12 protein-coding genes are annotated in these 15114 nt (G+C 39.4%); 4 read left to right on the forward strand and 8 right to left on the reverse strand.

Annotated elements, in window-relative coordinates; genetic code table 11:
• Positions 1-7 precede the first annotated feature (7 nt).
• From ACZ45G_RS19495 to ACZ45G_RS19505, 3 genes are all read right to left on the reverse strand, one after another.
• Positions 8-1504, reverse strand: a complete 1497-nt coding sequence (locus ACZ45G_RS19495) for an ATP-binding protein (RefSeq protein WP_464172167.1) — start codon at positions 1502-1504, stop codon at positions 8-10.
• Positions 1505-2267: 763 nt separating this feature from the next.
• Positions 2268-2780: a gamma-glutamylcyclotransferase family protein gene (locus ACZ45G_RS19500; protein ID WP_464172168.1), complete on the reverse strand. Its 513-nt coding sequence runs from the start codon at positions 2778-2780 to the stop codon at positions 2268-2270.
• A gap of 21 nt (positions 2781-2801) precedes the next feature.
• Positions 2802-3296, reverse strand: a complete 495-nt coding sequence (locus tag ACZ45G_RS19505) for a DUF4760 domain-containing protein (protein WP_464172169.1) — start codon at positions 3294-3296, stop codon at positions 2802-2804.
• Between the two features lie 1032 nt (positions 3297-4328).
• Here ACZ45G_RS19505 and ACZ45G_RS19510 point away from each other — a divergent pair.
• Positions 4329-5585, forward strand: a complete 1257-nt coding sequence (locus tag ACZ45G_RS19510; RefSeq protein WP_464172170.1) for an APC family permease — start codon at positions 4329-4331, stop codon at positions 5583-5585.
• 15 nt (positions 5586-5600) lie between these two features.
• On the forward strand, positions 5601-5999 hold the full coding sequence (locus ACZ45G_RS19515; RefSeq protein ID WP_464172171.1) for a rhodanese-related (seleno)protein: 399 nt from the start codon (positions 5601-5603) through the stop codon (positions 5997-5999).
• 525 nt (positions 6000-6524) lie between these two features.
• On the opposite strand, the gene ACZ45G_RS19520 is transcribed toward ACZ45G_RS19515, so the two are convergent.
• From ACZ45G_RS19520 to ACZ45G_RS19535, 4 genes are all read right to left on the reverse strand, one after another.
• Complete coding sequence (locus tag ACZ45G_RS19520; RefSeq protein WP_464172172.1) at positions 6525-6980, reverse strand: hypothetical protein; 456 nt, start codon at positions 6978-6980, stop codon at positions 6525-6527.
• A gap of 576 nt (positions 6981-7556) precedes the next feature.
• Positions 7557-8456 carry a flotillin-like protein FloA gene (gene floA / locus ACZ45G_RS19525; protein ID WP_464172173.1) on the reverse strand — a complete coding sequence of 300 codons (900 nt, stop codon included), beginning with the start codon at positions 8454-8456 and terminating at the stop codon, positions 7557-7559.
• 396 nt (positions 8457-8852) lie between these two features.
• Positions 8853-8969, reverse strand: a complete 117-nt coding sequence (locus ACZ45G_RS19530; RefSeq protein ID WP_464172174.1) for a Thivi_2564 family membrane protein — start codon at positions 8967-8969, stop codon at positions 8853-8855.
• Between the two features lie 244 nt (positions 8970-9213).
• Positions 9214-9477, reverse strand: coding sequence for a hypothetical protein (locus tag ACZ45G_RS19535; protein ID WP_464172175.1), 264 nt, complete (start codon positions 9475-9477; stop codon positions 9214-9216).
• A gap of 520 nt (positions 9478-9997) precedes the next feature.
• Here ACZ45G_RS19535 and ACZ45G_RS19540 point away from each other — a divergent pair.
• Positions 9998-11272: a hypothetical protein gene (locus ACZ45G_RS19540; RefSeq protein ID WP_464172176.1), complete on the forward strand. Its 1275-nt coding sequence runs from the start codon at positions 9998-10000 to the stop codon at positions 11270-11272.
• A gap of 625 nt (positions 11273-11897) precedes the next feature.
• On the opposite strand, the gene ACZ45G_RS19545 is transcribed toward ACZ45G_RS19540, so the two are convergent.
• Positions 11898-13136 carry an NADH:flavin oxidoreductase/NADH oxidase family protein gene (locus tag ACZ45G_RS19545; protein WP_464172177.1) on the reverse strand — a complete coding sequence of 413 codons (1239 nt, stop codon included), beginning with the start codon at positions 13134-13136 and terminating at the stop codon, positions 11898-11900.
• Positions 13137-13836: 700 nt separating this feature from the next.
• Between ACZ45G_RS19545 and ACZ45G_RS19550 the strand changes: the two genes are divergently transcribed.
• On the forward strand, positions 13837-15081 hold the full coding sequence (locus ACZ45G_RS19550) for an MFS transporter (protein WP_464172178.1): 1245 nt from the start codon (positions 13837-13839) through the stop codon (positions 15079-15081).
• Positions 15082-15114: the final 33 nt, after the last annotated feature.

The raw sequence follows: 15114 nt of genomic DNA on the forward strand, positions 1-15114 counted from the left end.
TTCATATTTATACAGGTGCGATTAATAAAATCTTGGTTCCCTTTTGGAGTTTAGAATATATTTCAATATTCCCTCCGATTGCCTTAAACCGTTCTGAAATACTGAACAATCCAAAACTCAGTGAATCATTATTTTCAATATTATCAATATCAAAACCGGCACCATTGTCTTGGACGCTAACGATTAATTTTTTTTGATCAATTATAAGTATAACTTCTGCATGTTTCGTTTGTGCGTGCTTAATAATATTTATCACCAACTCTCTAACTGACCGGTACATAAATATTTCAATGGTTTCAGCAAGGTTTACGGGGGTGTTAATCTTGTTGATAAAAGTAATCTTCATATCATTTTGAAGATTAATGTCCTCTATAAGCCATTTTAAAGCAGCTCCGAGTCCCAAATTATATAAAATGGGAGGACATATTTGAAAGGTAACAGATCTCATATCACTAATCGCTTGTTCAACAAATTCTTTGATATCAATTAATTCTTCAAAAGGATTATCATTGTATCTTTTTGACTCAAGTACAGTTTTTATTTTTAATAGACTGATCGCAAGTGATTGATTGGCAGTGTCATGAAGATTTTCTGCAAGAAGATTCCTTTCTCTTTCTTCCGTTACAATCAATTCGTTTGAAATGTTTTTTAGCTGTTCCCCTATGTTTTTACGCTCTTCTTCAAATAGTTTATTTTGAATTTTTTGTAATTCATCAGTTCGTTCTTTAATGATTTTTTCCCGGGAAAGGATTTGTTCATTATGTTCTTCCTGGATTTTAGTGGCATTATCAATGATGGTTCTGACAACTGGAATTTTATAAAGGAAACTATTAAATAAACGCCCCAAGAGAGGCTGATCCTTGAATTTAAAGTCAAATTCCCATATTCCTCGCCCGCTATCGCCATGTCTTTTGGGCCCTTTCTCTATACATTTTCCAGATAGTTTGACCTCAGTTGCCCCTGTGAGTCTTGTATATGACTCAAAAACTCCAATATTCCACATCATAGTAGAATCGCTTATAATAATATTTTCCTTATGAATTATTTGGAGTATCACATGCCCGGGGCTATTCTTTAATATTTTATAGTCCTTTGTCCGATTGTATTTATTATTTTCTTTGCTCAGTCTTTTTAAGGATTGATAAGGGCCGATTAAGGGCATACCAATGGCTGCTTTAAAAAAATGATGTGAGTTAAAAAACGTTTTGCCGATCTTATAGAATAACTCAGGGTCAGGTAATAATTTTTGTACGGCTTCATAAAAGTCAATTATGAAGCTATTGGAAAACCAATAATGGCTGCTGGACATATGTTTTATTGATATCCGCTCAGTTTTTCCGGTTGTTAAGTTTTCCACAAAATATGTATTGTTTTTATTGACATCATTGATGATGTCTTTCATAAAAATTTCAGGATAATTCTCATCCACATAACGAACGACCACAATTGTATTCAATGCAGAAACTTGCATGGGCATCGTTTCGTAATTGAGAGCGTTATTCAAGGGGAATATTCACCTGTTTTATTATTAATGGGTTATTTCATCGTATTGTCATATAGCGCATTATGAAATGTGTCAAGAATGATCACAGTAATTGATGGATAATCAAGCAGTTTTAAGCACAATAAATTAGGGTATTTTCATGTGTCTCTATTATGTCATAGTAAAAACTGATCCTTCCCTGATATTTTAGACATTCAGTTAAGTTAAGTTATATTCCAGCGAATCGAACAGTCAACATTGTCAACATGACTTCCATGATTGGCATCAACATTAATCCAGATTTCCGGTGATGTATTCTTTTGGTATCCATAACAATTCAGGCCGCTGAATACTCAAGCTTCGGATACTAATTATTGAGTCGGAAAAATCGGTAAAACTCAATTTTTTTTATTAACAAGTGGATTTTTTAACGTTAAGATAATCTGCTAAAAAAGCTCCACTTTTTTAGTCAGAGTTTATTGATTTGTTAGCCTCTATTTTCTTCCAAAGTGAAAAAATATTATTCTTTAAATGGGCGATTAATTCGTTTCTATTAAAAGAGCCATTGGGTCTGTAGTGCCAATGATGATAGCCTTTCTTTAGGCTTTTTAAATTGTCAGATTCGGTTATTTTCAAACCTCTGATTGGGAAAAATTTTGGTCAGAGGTTAATCAAAGGAATGATGTAAACTAAGGTAAGAAATTGGGACTATGTGGGAGACACGAAGATACAATCAAAATATTTAGTTTCAGCTTATCCATATCAACAGACTATGGGTAACAGGCTATGGTTTGAACGTATATACACCCGAAACAACAGGAAACGAATGATTAGGTTCCGAAAGATATTTTGTTTTATAAATGTCTTCACCCCAATCTAAAAAGGCTTCTTTAACCATATTCTCATAGCGTTCGCACACAACGGCATGGTCAGAAGGGGTTGTGTATTCATCTTTTCCTATATAGGTGTAAACCGTTTCATCTGCGGCAGGTTCAATCAAATGGGACACATCAATTCTGTCATAATGCCGTTCTCTTTTGTCCAACTCAATAAAATCTGCATCAGGGACTTTAACAATGACACCCCAACAGGTGGCCTCTTTTTCAGGGTAAATATTTAAAAATATCGCCTCCTGAAATTTTTTTCCGTCAAAACTGATATACTCAACCAGATCCCAGATTCTGTGGTAGCCGTTCAAGGTAACCGCTGACATCTGAATATCCCTCACATCCAGCCCTAAGGTTTTTCCAACACTACCACGGTTAATCAACGAACCGTAGCCGAAAATATTTGCCATTATGATCTCTTTCCTAAAATTTTATGATTCATACTTTTTCATGTGATGGTACACGTTTTCAAAATCCTGAAACAACGTTTTGCGAGATCTTGCTTTACGATAGGATTCAATAAATGGAAGCAAATTTTCCCAATACATACAAACGGCCCCGCCGAACACATCCCAGATATAGTTTTCATGAAGGGTTTTGTGTTTCTGAGCAGTAGCAAGCTCCTGGAAAAAATTGGTAAATCTTAATGTCTTTAAAATGTTTTGTTTCAAGGTATTATCGGTGAGCTCATTGGCCAGGTACCGTTTTAAAATCTTTTCCCAATTCGGATTATCCGCCAAAAAAAAATCAACCTCAAACCGAAGTTCGATCATTTCAGCGGAATTAAACCGCTCAATAAAATGGGTGGATCGTTGAAATCTAAAATGTCGACTGGTCTGATAGCCGATAAACACAACCGTGCCCAAACCGATAAGAGCCGTTGCCCCGACAAAAACAAGTTCCAATATTTTTAAAACAAAATCCATACTGCCTTTTTTAATTCTTTTAGTATATCAAATAAATCCGGCCGAATTTATCACCCATGAAAAATAACCACAAATCCCTAATGGGTATCACCTATGTACCATTAATCCCCAGCCTTTCTCTGCTCAAGAGCTGCTTTGGAACGCAGTATTATGCTTTCTACCTGGATCTTATCTGTACCACATTAAAACAATATTCATAAATCACTTTTAAACCTCGTTATTCATTAAAAAACAGTAAGGTAGTATACACTATTCTATCCAAACCGGACAGATTATTATTCCGGGGTTACAAAAAATCGACAAAATGGGAATCTTTTATGGCCACCGTCTCCCCCACAGTATAAAATGATTAAAATGAGACAAGACATTCGACCTCCAAGGCCTTAAACAGGTTGCACAGAAAACCTGGCTCTTTTTAGGCCACCTCAAATACCTCTATAATTTGTTGGATAGCAAAACAATTATACAGGTCTGGATAACCTCATAAATTTTGATGTTTGGTCGGATAACCCGCCACTTCGAATATTATTCGACCAAAAAGTTTTCAAATTCAATCGATGATTTTAAACCACCAATTTAAATGGCCTGCAAACAAATAAAAAATCAACTTATTACTTAAATTGAATATATGAAATCCGTCTTCATTGGAGATAAAATTGATTGAGTAGAGTTAACAATTCTTGCATGATTGGCATCAATTATAATCCAGATTTCCAGTGATGTGTTCTTTTGGTATCCATGACAATTCCGACCGCTGAATACTCAAGACTGGGATACTAATACGTGAGTACCCCGCAAAGATATTGGAAGTCAGCCCCGCCAGTTTTTTTCACCTTGATTTGTACCACGTTGTGATATACATTAAAGTTCATTGTTCAGAGCCGATCTGATTAAAAAGCCAGACTAAGAGAGATGTATATCATATCGTTTGGGTTCCCAAATACAGGTATCTGTCTTTTCTTTGCGACTAAGAAAGGGAAATAACAAAAAAGATAACAGACAAGAGATTTTCCCATAACAAAAGGAAAAATCATGGGAACAAACGCCAACACATTCTTTACCAAAGCAATTCCCATTGCCTGGGCCATGGGCATCATGCTCTCTCCTGATACCCTGGCTCTGCTGGGAAATCTTGTGGGTAAAACTGGCTGGACAGGGATGGGCCTGATACTGGGGTCCATGGTTGTTTTCTTCATCCATGCTGCAAATTACCAAATCCTGAACCAAAAAGTTGGAGAAACCGATTTTCTTATGTCACGTTTAGGGCAGCTTGCGGTCTATCTGCCATGGACAATAAGGGGGTTTGCCGCCATTTTTCTGTCCACTGGAATTCTGGTCTCATCCGGGTTTGCCTTTAATGAAGTCTTTTTACATTGGTTTCCCAATTTTGGATTCGCATTTTTACTCCTTAGTATACTCCTGGGGATACATTTGACGGGCCTATCAATCGGCTTTAAGGCCCAGGTATTTTTTGTTGCCCTGACCGTGGCAGGGCTTTTGATATTAATTTTGACAGGCATCTTCACCCAGGGAACACAGGTCGTTTCTCCTTGGCTACTGATTCCAGATAGGTCCATTCTTTTTCTTGCCCTGGTCTTGTGGGTGGGATTTGACCTGGGTGCCTTTGCCCTGGATCAAAACGGAGGCCGGGCAGATAAAATAAAAATGACGGGTCCCCTGGTATGGACCATTTGTGGTACAGGGGTTTTATTCCTGCTCTGGGCAATGGTTTCCATCCAACATGTTCCCTTGGTAAAATTGGCCTCAACCAGTCTTCCCCATTTAAAAACTGCCCAGTATCTGCTTGGGCATATAGGCCGTTGGATAATGGGGGGGATTATTATCTTTGGGACCCTGGGGGCTGTCAACGGATTATTTCTGGCCTGCCGGGTCAATACCGGTGAGATGGCTGGCCATGGGCTGCTTCCCCAATGGATCAAGAAACAAGGGGTGGTACCCATATTCCTGGCCTTGGTCATTGGGCTGATGATAACCAAAGGAATGGCAGGCAGTGACAAACTGGAAATCTGGATACGGGCAATCTTTCTTGCCTGGCTGTTTTCCTACGGGTTGATTTCTCTGGGGTTTTTAACCCGGCAAGTTTCCTTGCCAAACCTCACGACATCCGTAATTACCCTGACCGGTGTTTGTTTTCTTCTCCTGTTCGGAGAAGATCGGTCTTTACAACTCATATATTTTAGTTTGCCCCTGGGAGCAGGTCTTCTCCCAGGATTAATACTCACATGGAAATCATCAAGACAAGAAGGTGAATCCAATCATGACAATTAAACCAAGGAGTTCATTATGAAAAAATTTATATTTTTGCTTATTCCATTTGCTGCCATTCTGGTTTTCTCTTCGTATTCAGGGGGGGCTTCTGTATCTGTCATCACCAAGGAGACCCTGAAGAACTGGATGGATAAGGGGGAACTCACCATTCTGGATGCCCGCACGGGAAGGGACTGGGGATCTTCTGAATTTAAAATCAAGGATGCCCATCGAGCAGATCCTGGGCAGTTCTTGGCTTGGAAAGATAAATACCCCAAAAACCAAAAACTGGTCTTATACTGCGCCTGACCGAATGAAGCCACCAGTGCCAGTCTGGCACGAAAACTCATGACTGAGGGGTACACGGATGTTCATGCCCTAAAGGGCGGATGGCGAGAATGGTTCCGGGCCAAATACCCAGTGGATGAAAAATAAGTATTCCAGGTAAAGACAACACACCCTGATTTCCTTTTTGTAATTAGGGTGTGTTGTCTTTTTATCTACTATAACTTGCATAAATTTTGATTTTTCGAATGTTCAATAATTCAAACGGTATCATTAAGATTTTCAAGAAGTAATTTTTCGAGTGCCACTCAGGAGAGAACTATAACGTGTAGTCCAGATATTTAATCAAATAAAAAATATCCAAGGCTTGTTGTCGGCAATTTTTTGTGACGTATAATTTTGGTATCCTTAATAATTCTGGATTCTGAATACTCAACAATTGGATACTTATTGTTGAATATGAATATTCAGGAAAAGGCGTTCAATTGATCTACCAGTCAATACCAAATTGCTATCAGAGAGGCATGGGAATTACAACAAATTCTTTCCAAATAAGCCCGATAAATTCACTGATGGGCCATTGCCATCCATTCACGGGAAACCACTTTAAAACAAAGCGTAAATACGCTTGGGTATAAAACTGTAAAGGCTGGAGGATAGTCTCCAATTCTTTATTTAATCGAGAGAACCTGCTAATTTTTGAATTCTATCGGAGATATCCCGAACAGTTATTTTTCTATTATCTATCCACCATTTGGCATCTGTTTTTTCCTGCCACTCCTGTAAAAACAAATCAAATGCCAGGTCTGATGTTTCTTTTTCTTTATCATCATCATTAAATACAAGACTTTTTTTCAAAAAATTTACTTTGTTGATCAGGTCAGCCCTGATTTTTTCTGCCCAGGAAACTCTTTTTGGGGTCCCAATGAGTGTAGGAAAGCCTATTTTGGCATGAGATTTTGCCAATTTGGATGCCTGTTTTTCGAAATACTCAATTTTGCATGTTTCGCAATACCAGTCTTTTTTGTCCACAAGCCATAAATTTTTCTCATGGCTTTCTAATAGTTGAGTTGTGAATTTTTTATAACAGGCCTTACACCTGACTTCATAATCGTAAATTTCTTTTGTCATTATAATTAGGCCCCAAATTTTTAGTATTTATTTTTAAAGAGTTGGCCTCTTGATACAAACGAGTTACACTACATGAGAATTAAAAATTTGTAAAATAAAACGCCAAGTGCTGTTATATAGCTTAATACTAACAATTCCCAATCTCTGAATTTTCTTTAAGTCCCGGAAATACGGGTACCAGGACATCAAGTATCAGGTAGAATCTATCCGATTTCATTTTTGGCAATTCAAGTTTTCTGCATATGGAAACTTTAAAATATAAAGGAAATAGAAAACATTTGAATAATTTTGATCAGTGCCGAATTCGTTCTCTATTTTAGGAGTCTGCCAAAAATTCAAAAACTTAAAGACAAATCCCAATTAACCAAATAAGAAGCCACGGAGGTTGTTAATGTCTTTTTCTCAAAAATGGCCAATGCTTTTGTCGGTGGAATAACAACGCAAAAAGCCCTGACCGTTTGTGCCAATTATTGGCTTGGGCGATCAGGGCTTTTTGACTATCCAGAAGATAGCCATTTTTTCTAAATATTTTCCCAAGAATAGACTTAATTTTGTATCTATTTTTTTGTAGTAGGATCAATAATCAATAACTCCTAAATTACCGCTTTTGAAAGCTTCAGCCATTGCCAGGGGTACCTGTGCTTCTGCTTCGACAACCTTGGCACGCATTTCCTGGACTCGGGCTTTCATCTCCTGTTCCTGGGCAAAAGCCATGGCACGTTTTTCTTCGGCTTTTGCCTGGGCAATCTTCTTGTCAGCCTCTGCCCGGTCGGTTGCCAATACAGCTCCAATATTTTTGCCCACGTCCATATCTGCAATATCAATGGATAAAATTTCATAAGCGGTTCCTGCATCCAGACCTTTTGAAAGAACAGTTTTTGATATTGAGCCCGGATCTGCAAGTACTTCTTTGTGGGTGTTGGCCGAACCGATGGTGCTTACAATGCCTTCTCCCACTCTTGCCAGAATTGTTTCTTCCCCGGCACCCCCTACCAGACGGTCGATATTGGCCCGGACCGTGACTCTTGCGAGAGCTGTCAATTGAATGCCGTCCTTTGCCATGGCTGTCACCAGGAGGGTTTCAATAACTTTCGGGTTAACAGACATCTGAACCGCCTCTAATACATCCCTGCCTGCCAAATCAATTGCAACAGCCCGGTTAAAGGTCAGTTCAATATTGGCTTTGTCGGCTGCTATGAGTGACTGGACAGCCCGGCTGACATTACCACCGGCAAGGTAGTGGGCTTCAAGGCTGTCGGTTGGAATTTCTATCCCAGCCTTGACTGCCATGATTTTAGATTCAACAATCAGCTTCGGTGGAACTTTCCTGAATCGCATGAAAATAATATTGATTAATCCAACCTTTGCACCAGAAACCAATGCCTGAAGCCACAGGGCTAAATATGAAAGAATAAAATAGAACAGTACCAAACCGATAATACCTGCAAGAATTAATAAAATGTACATTAAATCCATTGAAACTATCTCCATATTATTAAGTTTTTAAACGATACTCTGATTCCCTGTTACAACAGTGGGTGATTTCCCCTCGGCCAAGAGGGCTCATGGAGTTCACTTATAAGTCCCTTAAATATTATAATCTGATTAATTCCTGATCGTCGTGCGGCAATGATTTTTTCTCTAATACCTCAGACATAAAGCACCTTGCCTGTTAGCCTAATTTTCCCGAACCCCTTTTCTTCCAGCCGCATGATATCATAAAAACTGTAGGTTTACCCGTTAATGCTGAATTGTTTCATAAAATTCAGGTTTGCTCATTTACTCCGCCATGATAGCCGAAAGATTTTGTGTTAAAAAGCGTTCATGAGCTGTCAGATATTTTCAATTCTTTATTTGTTCCGCCGCATCAGATCATCTGCCAATGTGAAATCCTTGAACAAAATCAAATACGCCAAACAAGTTGCCCAACCATAATGCGGCAACAACAACCGCCACGATGTTCAGTATTTGTTTGATCTTCTTATCCATCGGAATATTGGAGATTCACTTCACAGCAGTTCAAATTTTGAAAAATTATTTTTCTGAAATCTGCAACAATAGATTTGTTATATTGGTAAGTGTAATCTGAGAGGGTGTTTTTTGTGTACTGGTTTTTTAAAGTATGAGAAGGGTTTTGTTAAAATCTATTTGTTCTCAAAAGCTAAAAGGATGCCTACTGTTAGCAATATAAAGATAAATAGTTACTATTAAAATTCATTGGATTCTATACAGGCTATTTCATTGGAAGAATTGCGTTTTGATTGATCAAAAGAGCTTCACGAATCTGTTGTTCTTTCGATTTTAAAAAATCCACGATGGAACTGTTATTAGACCCGTCCCAACGTTTCCTCCCGATTTTTATAAATATTCTGGCGGTCCCTGTATCAATGATAAAGTCGTATGATAATGTTAGTGAGTTTTCACGAGAATCAATATTATATTCGTCATAGGCATTGTTAAGGAAGTCCAGAACCGTTTCTTTTTTTGTTGCAGCCATATCGATTTTCCTTTGTGTGAATTCGGATTGTTAACAATGAATTTAACAGTTTTTTCCTATGTATCTTACAAAAATAATTACTCGAATAGCTTTTAACAGCTATCAGAAAAATATTGAGCAGGCAACATTATTTTTTTGATAAAGTGCTGACGTATGAAAATCAACTTTATTGGAGACCAAGTTGATTCTGGTTCAAGCCTGGAAAACAGTTTCCAAGAATCTGCCAAAATGTGATGTATATATATCATTTAATGCGGAAGAATGGCTTTTATTAATGTTGATAGAAAATAAAGTTTAACGAGGTGCTTGTTAGGTAAGGATGAAGAATCAGCGCAAACCACATCCACTCAAAGTCATTGTTTGGCTAATGTGCTGGCGAAGGCGACAATTTTCTTGACAGCCACCGGAATACAGACCACTATCCACGACATGAGCTAATCACCGCAAACGGACAGGCTACCCAACAAGGTCGCCACAGGGGCGATTCCTTAACCGTTTCCAGACTCTCAAAGGGGGAAACATGATGAGACAACCAGGCAAAAAATCACCATTTATCATTCACATTGTACTGACGATTGTTTTTCTTCTTGCAGTAGCAAGTAGCGTCAACGCACAAAACTCTGACTTCATAAATTGGGAAACAACTGCAAGAGATGCAACGGGACAACCAATAAATAATCAAAAAATTAATGTTCAGGCAGCCTTACACTTTGAAACCCCAAACTCTATCTCAAGTTATGTTGAAACCCACAGGCCTACCACAAATGCGGTGGGCATATTTAAAATTGAAATTGGCAATGGAACTCCGGTAGCGGGTTCATATGATAATTTACCCTGGGGAAGCCAAGACTCATTTATCGAGATTTCGATTAATGGGGTTTCGGCTGGAACTAAAAAAATCAAAAAAAACAGAAGCCATAACCGGTTGCTTAATACCAAAGTCAGGAGAACCCGTAGCAAAACAAAAACCAACAGTAAAGCGGCGCAGATGAATCCCAACACCATGCCCATATTTCAAATTAATGTGGGTGAAAACACCTTGAAAGCAGGCGACGGGATGTCCTTTACCGGGAAAAAGCCGGTTTTCACCATCAACGCTAAAGATAAAGTGACTATCACCGCAGGAGAAGGGATTAACATCGCAGGGGTTTACCCAAACTACACTGTTGAACTTAAAAAGCATTTTATTGGCGAAGAGTACCTTGGTGGCACGGTTTTTTACGTACAAGATAACGGTCAACATGGCTTAATTGCCGGAAAGTTCTTTACCCATAATACATGGGCAGCGTTTAGGTGGTATGAGCCACAGAAGAAAGAAATAACGCATAAAGACTTCAAAACATTAAATAACTGGGGCAGTGCAATTGGTGACGGTAAAATAAATACGTATAAAATTCGCACGGAAAACCCAGTTAGTAATGTTTTGGATATTGGGGAGCCAACAGCGATAATAAGATACTACCCCATGGACTGGGGCAATTGGTACGTGCCTTCATTAGGAGAACTTCGCTTGGTATACAAGCAAAAGAGTTTCTTGGCAAAATCATTAAAACTGAGTGATAAATACCACACTCTGTGGAGTTCAACAGAAAGTGGTAAAATTTGGCAAGGGCATGGAGATAAACCCGATGGCGGAAATTATGCATCTGGTAAATATTTCAAAGGCTACTTAGGAACTCCGGTCAAGTTAGGTGGAAGGGTTACTGGTGTCGAATGCATAAATTTCTATACCGGCAATGAAGCAACCATTGCCAAAACCCATGATCTTTCTTTCATTCTCATACGTGATTTTTGATTTAAACCAGAAAAATTAAGTCCATGTTCCAAACATAAAAGCCCTATATCTATTTGGATACGGGGCTTTTATGTTTTATGACAGAAGTTATCTGGCCGGGGTCAGGCTTGACTTATGGACTATTGAAAAGCGGGATTCAGGCTTGAATTATAAGAAAATGATATTTCAAGAACTGCCCCCAACGCTCCTATCTCGCACCGATATTAACTCAAAAGGCCAATGTCAGGGCAAATTTATATTTTAATGCTTTTTTAAATACTTTTCAGTGGAAAATAAAAAAAAAGGAATGAGGTGCAAGAAAATAAAATAATTTTCAACTTTAGTGAAAATATAATTTATTGTGATTGAATACACCAAAATAACATTTATTGGAGACTCACTTTAAAGCAGCTTAAACCCTTAAACAATTTTCTAAAATCAGCAAATATAAGTTTTTTATATTCACTTTAATTTGGAAGCATGGTTTATGAAGCTGGGTTTGGCCTCATTTCTTGTGCTTTCACAATCTTTTTTTGATTTTTTTTATGCCAGTTGGTATTAATTGTTGCTCAGATCTTTTATGGGGATATTCCATACTATTTGAGAAGACGGCTTTCGGGAATGACCATTAAGGACACATGATTTATTATGCACGGCGCTGCAAGAAACCATGGACTCCTAATCTTGCTAATGTTTGAAAAACTGCACTCCATGCATTCTGACTTGGATTCACCTTTTTGCCAGTCGCAAGTTTTGCCAGTTGATATTCATACCATGTGATCGACAGCATGGTCATCTTGTCAATAAAAGCAAACCCGGTAGTCGGATTTTTAAGATTAGATCGGGTTTCTAAGTCATTTAGAAGCTTGTTCGGGAAATCAGGCTCAATTGCCAGGGGTCTTGCAAGCCCAATCATATCTGTAACCCCACTATCCAAGGCATCCTGTATAGCTGTTCCTGAACGAAATCCTCCTGTAACAACAATTGGAACTTCAATTTGTTTTTTCAATTGCTTTGCATATTCTAAAAAATATGCTTCCCGTTTTATAGTTGAGGCTTTCATCTTGTATCCTGTCATGCTGGGACTTTCATAGGTCCCACCTGAAATCTCTATCAGGTCAATGCCTTCTTCTTCCAGTGTCTTTGCCACCTCTACGGAATCTTCAGTAGTAAACCCACTTTTCATAAAATCAGCAGAATTCATCTTTATTCCCAATGGAAAATCTTCACCAACCGCCTCTCTCATTTCACGGTAGACTTCCAATACAAACCGAGATCTATTCTCAAGTGTACCGCCCCATCGATCTGCTCGCCGGTTATGATGCGGGGATAAAAACTGACTGACCAGATACCCGTGCGCACCATGGATTTGTACACCTGAAAAGCCAACTGCCTTTGCCAGCCCAGCGCTTTCTCCAAATTTTTTAATAATCTTCCAAATGTCGTCTTCAGTTAATTCTCTAGGTAGATTGAATACCTTGTCTAATCCCTTTCCCAGTGGGATCGCAGACGGTGCTACCGGTGTTTTCGTCAAAAAAGAAGGGGTTTGCTTACCCGGATGATTGAGCTGTACCCACAATTCCGTATCCCTCTTTTTTCCGGCGTCTGTCCACATCTGAAACAAAGATTTATCACTTCGATTATCCAGTACAACATTTTTGGGTTCACCAAGGGCGGATCGATCAATCATGACATTACCGGTCATTGAAAGGCCTGTTCCTCCATCCGCCCATATCGCATACAACCGGGCCAGTCCTTGAGTCGGGTTGTGAGCCTTATCTCCTAACTGTTCACTCATTGCCGATTTAAAAATTCTGTTCTTAATCTGGGTACCGTTTTTTAATATTAGCCGATCAGATAGGCTTATTTTTTTTGCATGATTCATAGTTGACTCCTTAATTTTACCTTTTAAATCTATAAAAATACTCTAATGCAGCAAAACCATCATTAACAATAAGTTCACCGATCTTTTTCTGTTGAATATACAAAAATAACAAACCGGATAACATTCAACAGCTATCAAAAAAGAATGGGAGTGACAATATCATTCTTTTAAAAAAAAACTATTTTATAGCAGGATAACACTCAGATTATCATGATAAACAGAAGTATGGATAATTAAAATATATGGGAAATAGACATCATAAAATTAATCAAAATGCCGTTAAGGTAGATTGAAGACTAAAAACAATCATCCAATCTAATGGATATCTTTTAGATTTCGTTCAAACCAAAAGTTATGAATACTTGTCTGAATCTTGATTCTTCAAATGTTCAACAATTCAAACGGTATCATAAAGTTTTTCAAGAAGTAATTTTTAGGGTGCCATCCAAGAGAAGACTATAACGTGAATTAAACTGTTTGCAAGTCCTAACAAATTTAATTTTTCTATGGTGTCCAATATTGAATATTGTTTCACCACTATTCGGGTTCTTTTGTTTTCAACCCTGGCTTTAGATGCGATCATCCTGTAAAAAGCTGCCAATAATTTCATTTCTTGTTTGAATTGATCTATGGTATGAACCATACATCGGTATGCACCCATTGGATCCACCCGGTTTACCTTTAAACGGAACGACCTGATATGAAAATATTCTCCCCTCCACGGCCCGGTGCCGGCCAAGCCGGTCCAACCCTCAGGATATTTATCCCTTTTGCTTTTGGGTATTTTCTCTCATATATCTTTCGGGTGGTCAATGCCGTCATTGCCCCGGATCTTGTTACAGACCTTAACCTTGACCCTTCTGAACTGGGGCTTTTAACCGCTACCTATTTTATTGCCTTTGCATCTTCCCAACTGCCCCTGGGAGTACTTTTGGATCGATTTGGTCCCAGAAGGGTAGAATCGTTTCTCCTCTTGTTTGCCGGGGCAGGGGCCATTATTTTTGCGGTATCCCACACCCTGACCGGGGTGATTATCGGTCGGGCCCTAATCGGATTCGGGGTCTCCGCCTGTCTCATGGCAGCCTTTAAATCCTATGTGATCTGGTTTCCGGCGAATATCTTGTCCCGGATCAACGGGTTCCAGATGGCGGCTGGCGGAGTGGGTGCCCTTGCCGCCACCACACCTGTGGCGTGGACATTACACTTTACGGACTGGCGGGGACTTTTCTGGGCCCTGGCCCTGTTCTCCTTTGCCAGTGCCCTGGCCGTCTTTCTAATGGTCCCGGAACATGAAAAAAAGACCGAACAGGAAGAAATCACCTCCCAGATCACAGGCGTGTTCCAGATATTTAAAAGCCCGGCCTTCTGGCGCATCGCCCCGTTGACCACCCTGTCCCAATCAGGCTATATCGCCCTCCAGGGGCTGTGGGCCGGTCCCTGGTTAAGGGATGTGGCAAATGTCCCCCAGGCCCGGGTCGCCACCATTTTATCCTGGTCCGCCCTGGCCATGATCACGGGATTTATCTCCCTTGGATTTTTAGCGGAAAAGCTGGCCCAAAGAGGGATTTCGGTGCTCACAACAGCCGTCACCGGCATGGCCATTTTCATAGGAATCCAGGCCATGATAACCTTTGCCGTCCCCCTGCCGTCACCAATGCTTCTTGTTCTTTTTGGTTTTTTCGGAACCTCGGGCATCCTGTCTTATACCGCCTTAACCCTGGGATTTCCCAAAAACCTTTCCGGCCGGGTCACCACCAGTATTAACATGATGGTTTTTGTGGCAGCATTTTGTGTTCAATGGGCCATTGGCGCCATCATCAATTGCTGGGAAGTCACAGCCTCTGGCAATTATGACCCGGCCGGATACAGGGCAGGATTTCTTACCATTCTATGCTGCCAGCTTGCGGCCTTGGTCTGGTTCTGGATTGCCGGCCTTAAAAAATAATCTGTTTTCAATAGCCCTCGGGAAATTTACTTA

The sequence above is a fragment of the Desulfoconvexum algidum genome (genome assembly GCF_055382125.1).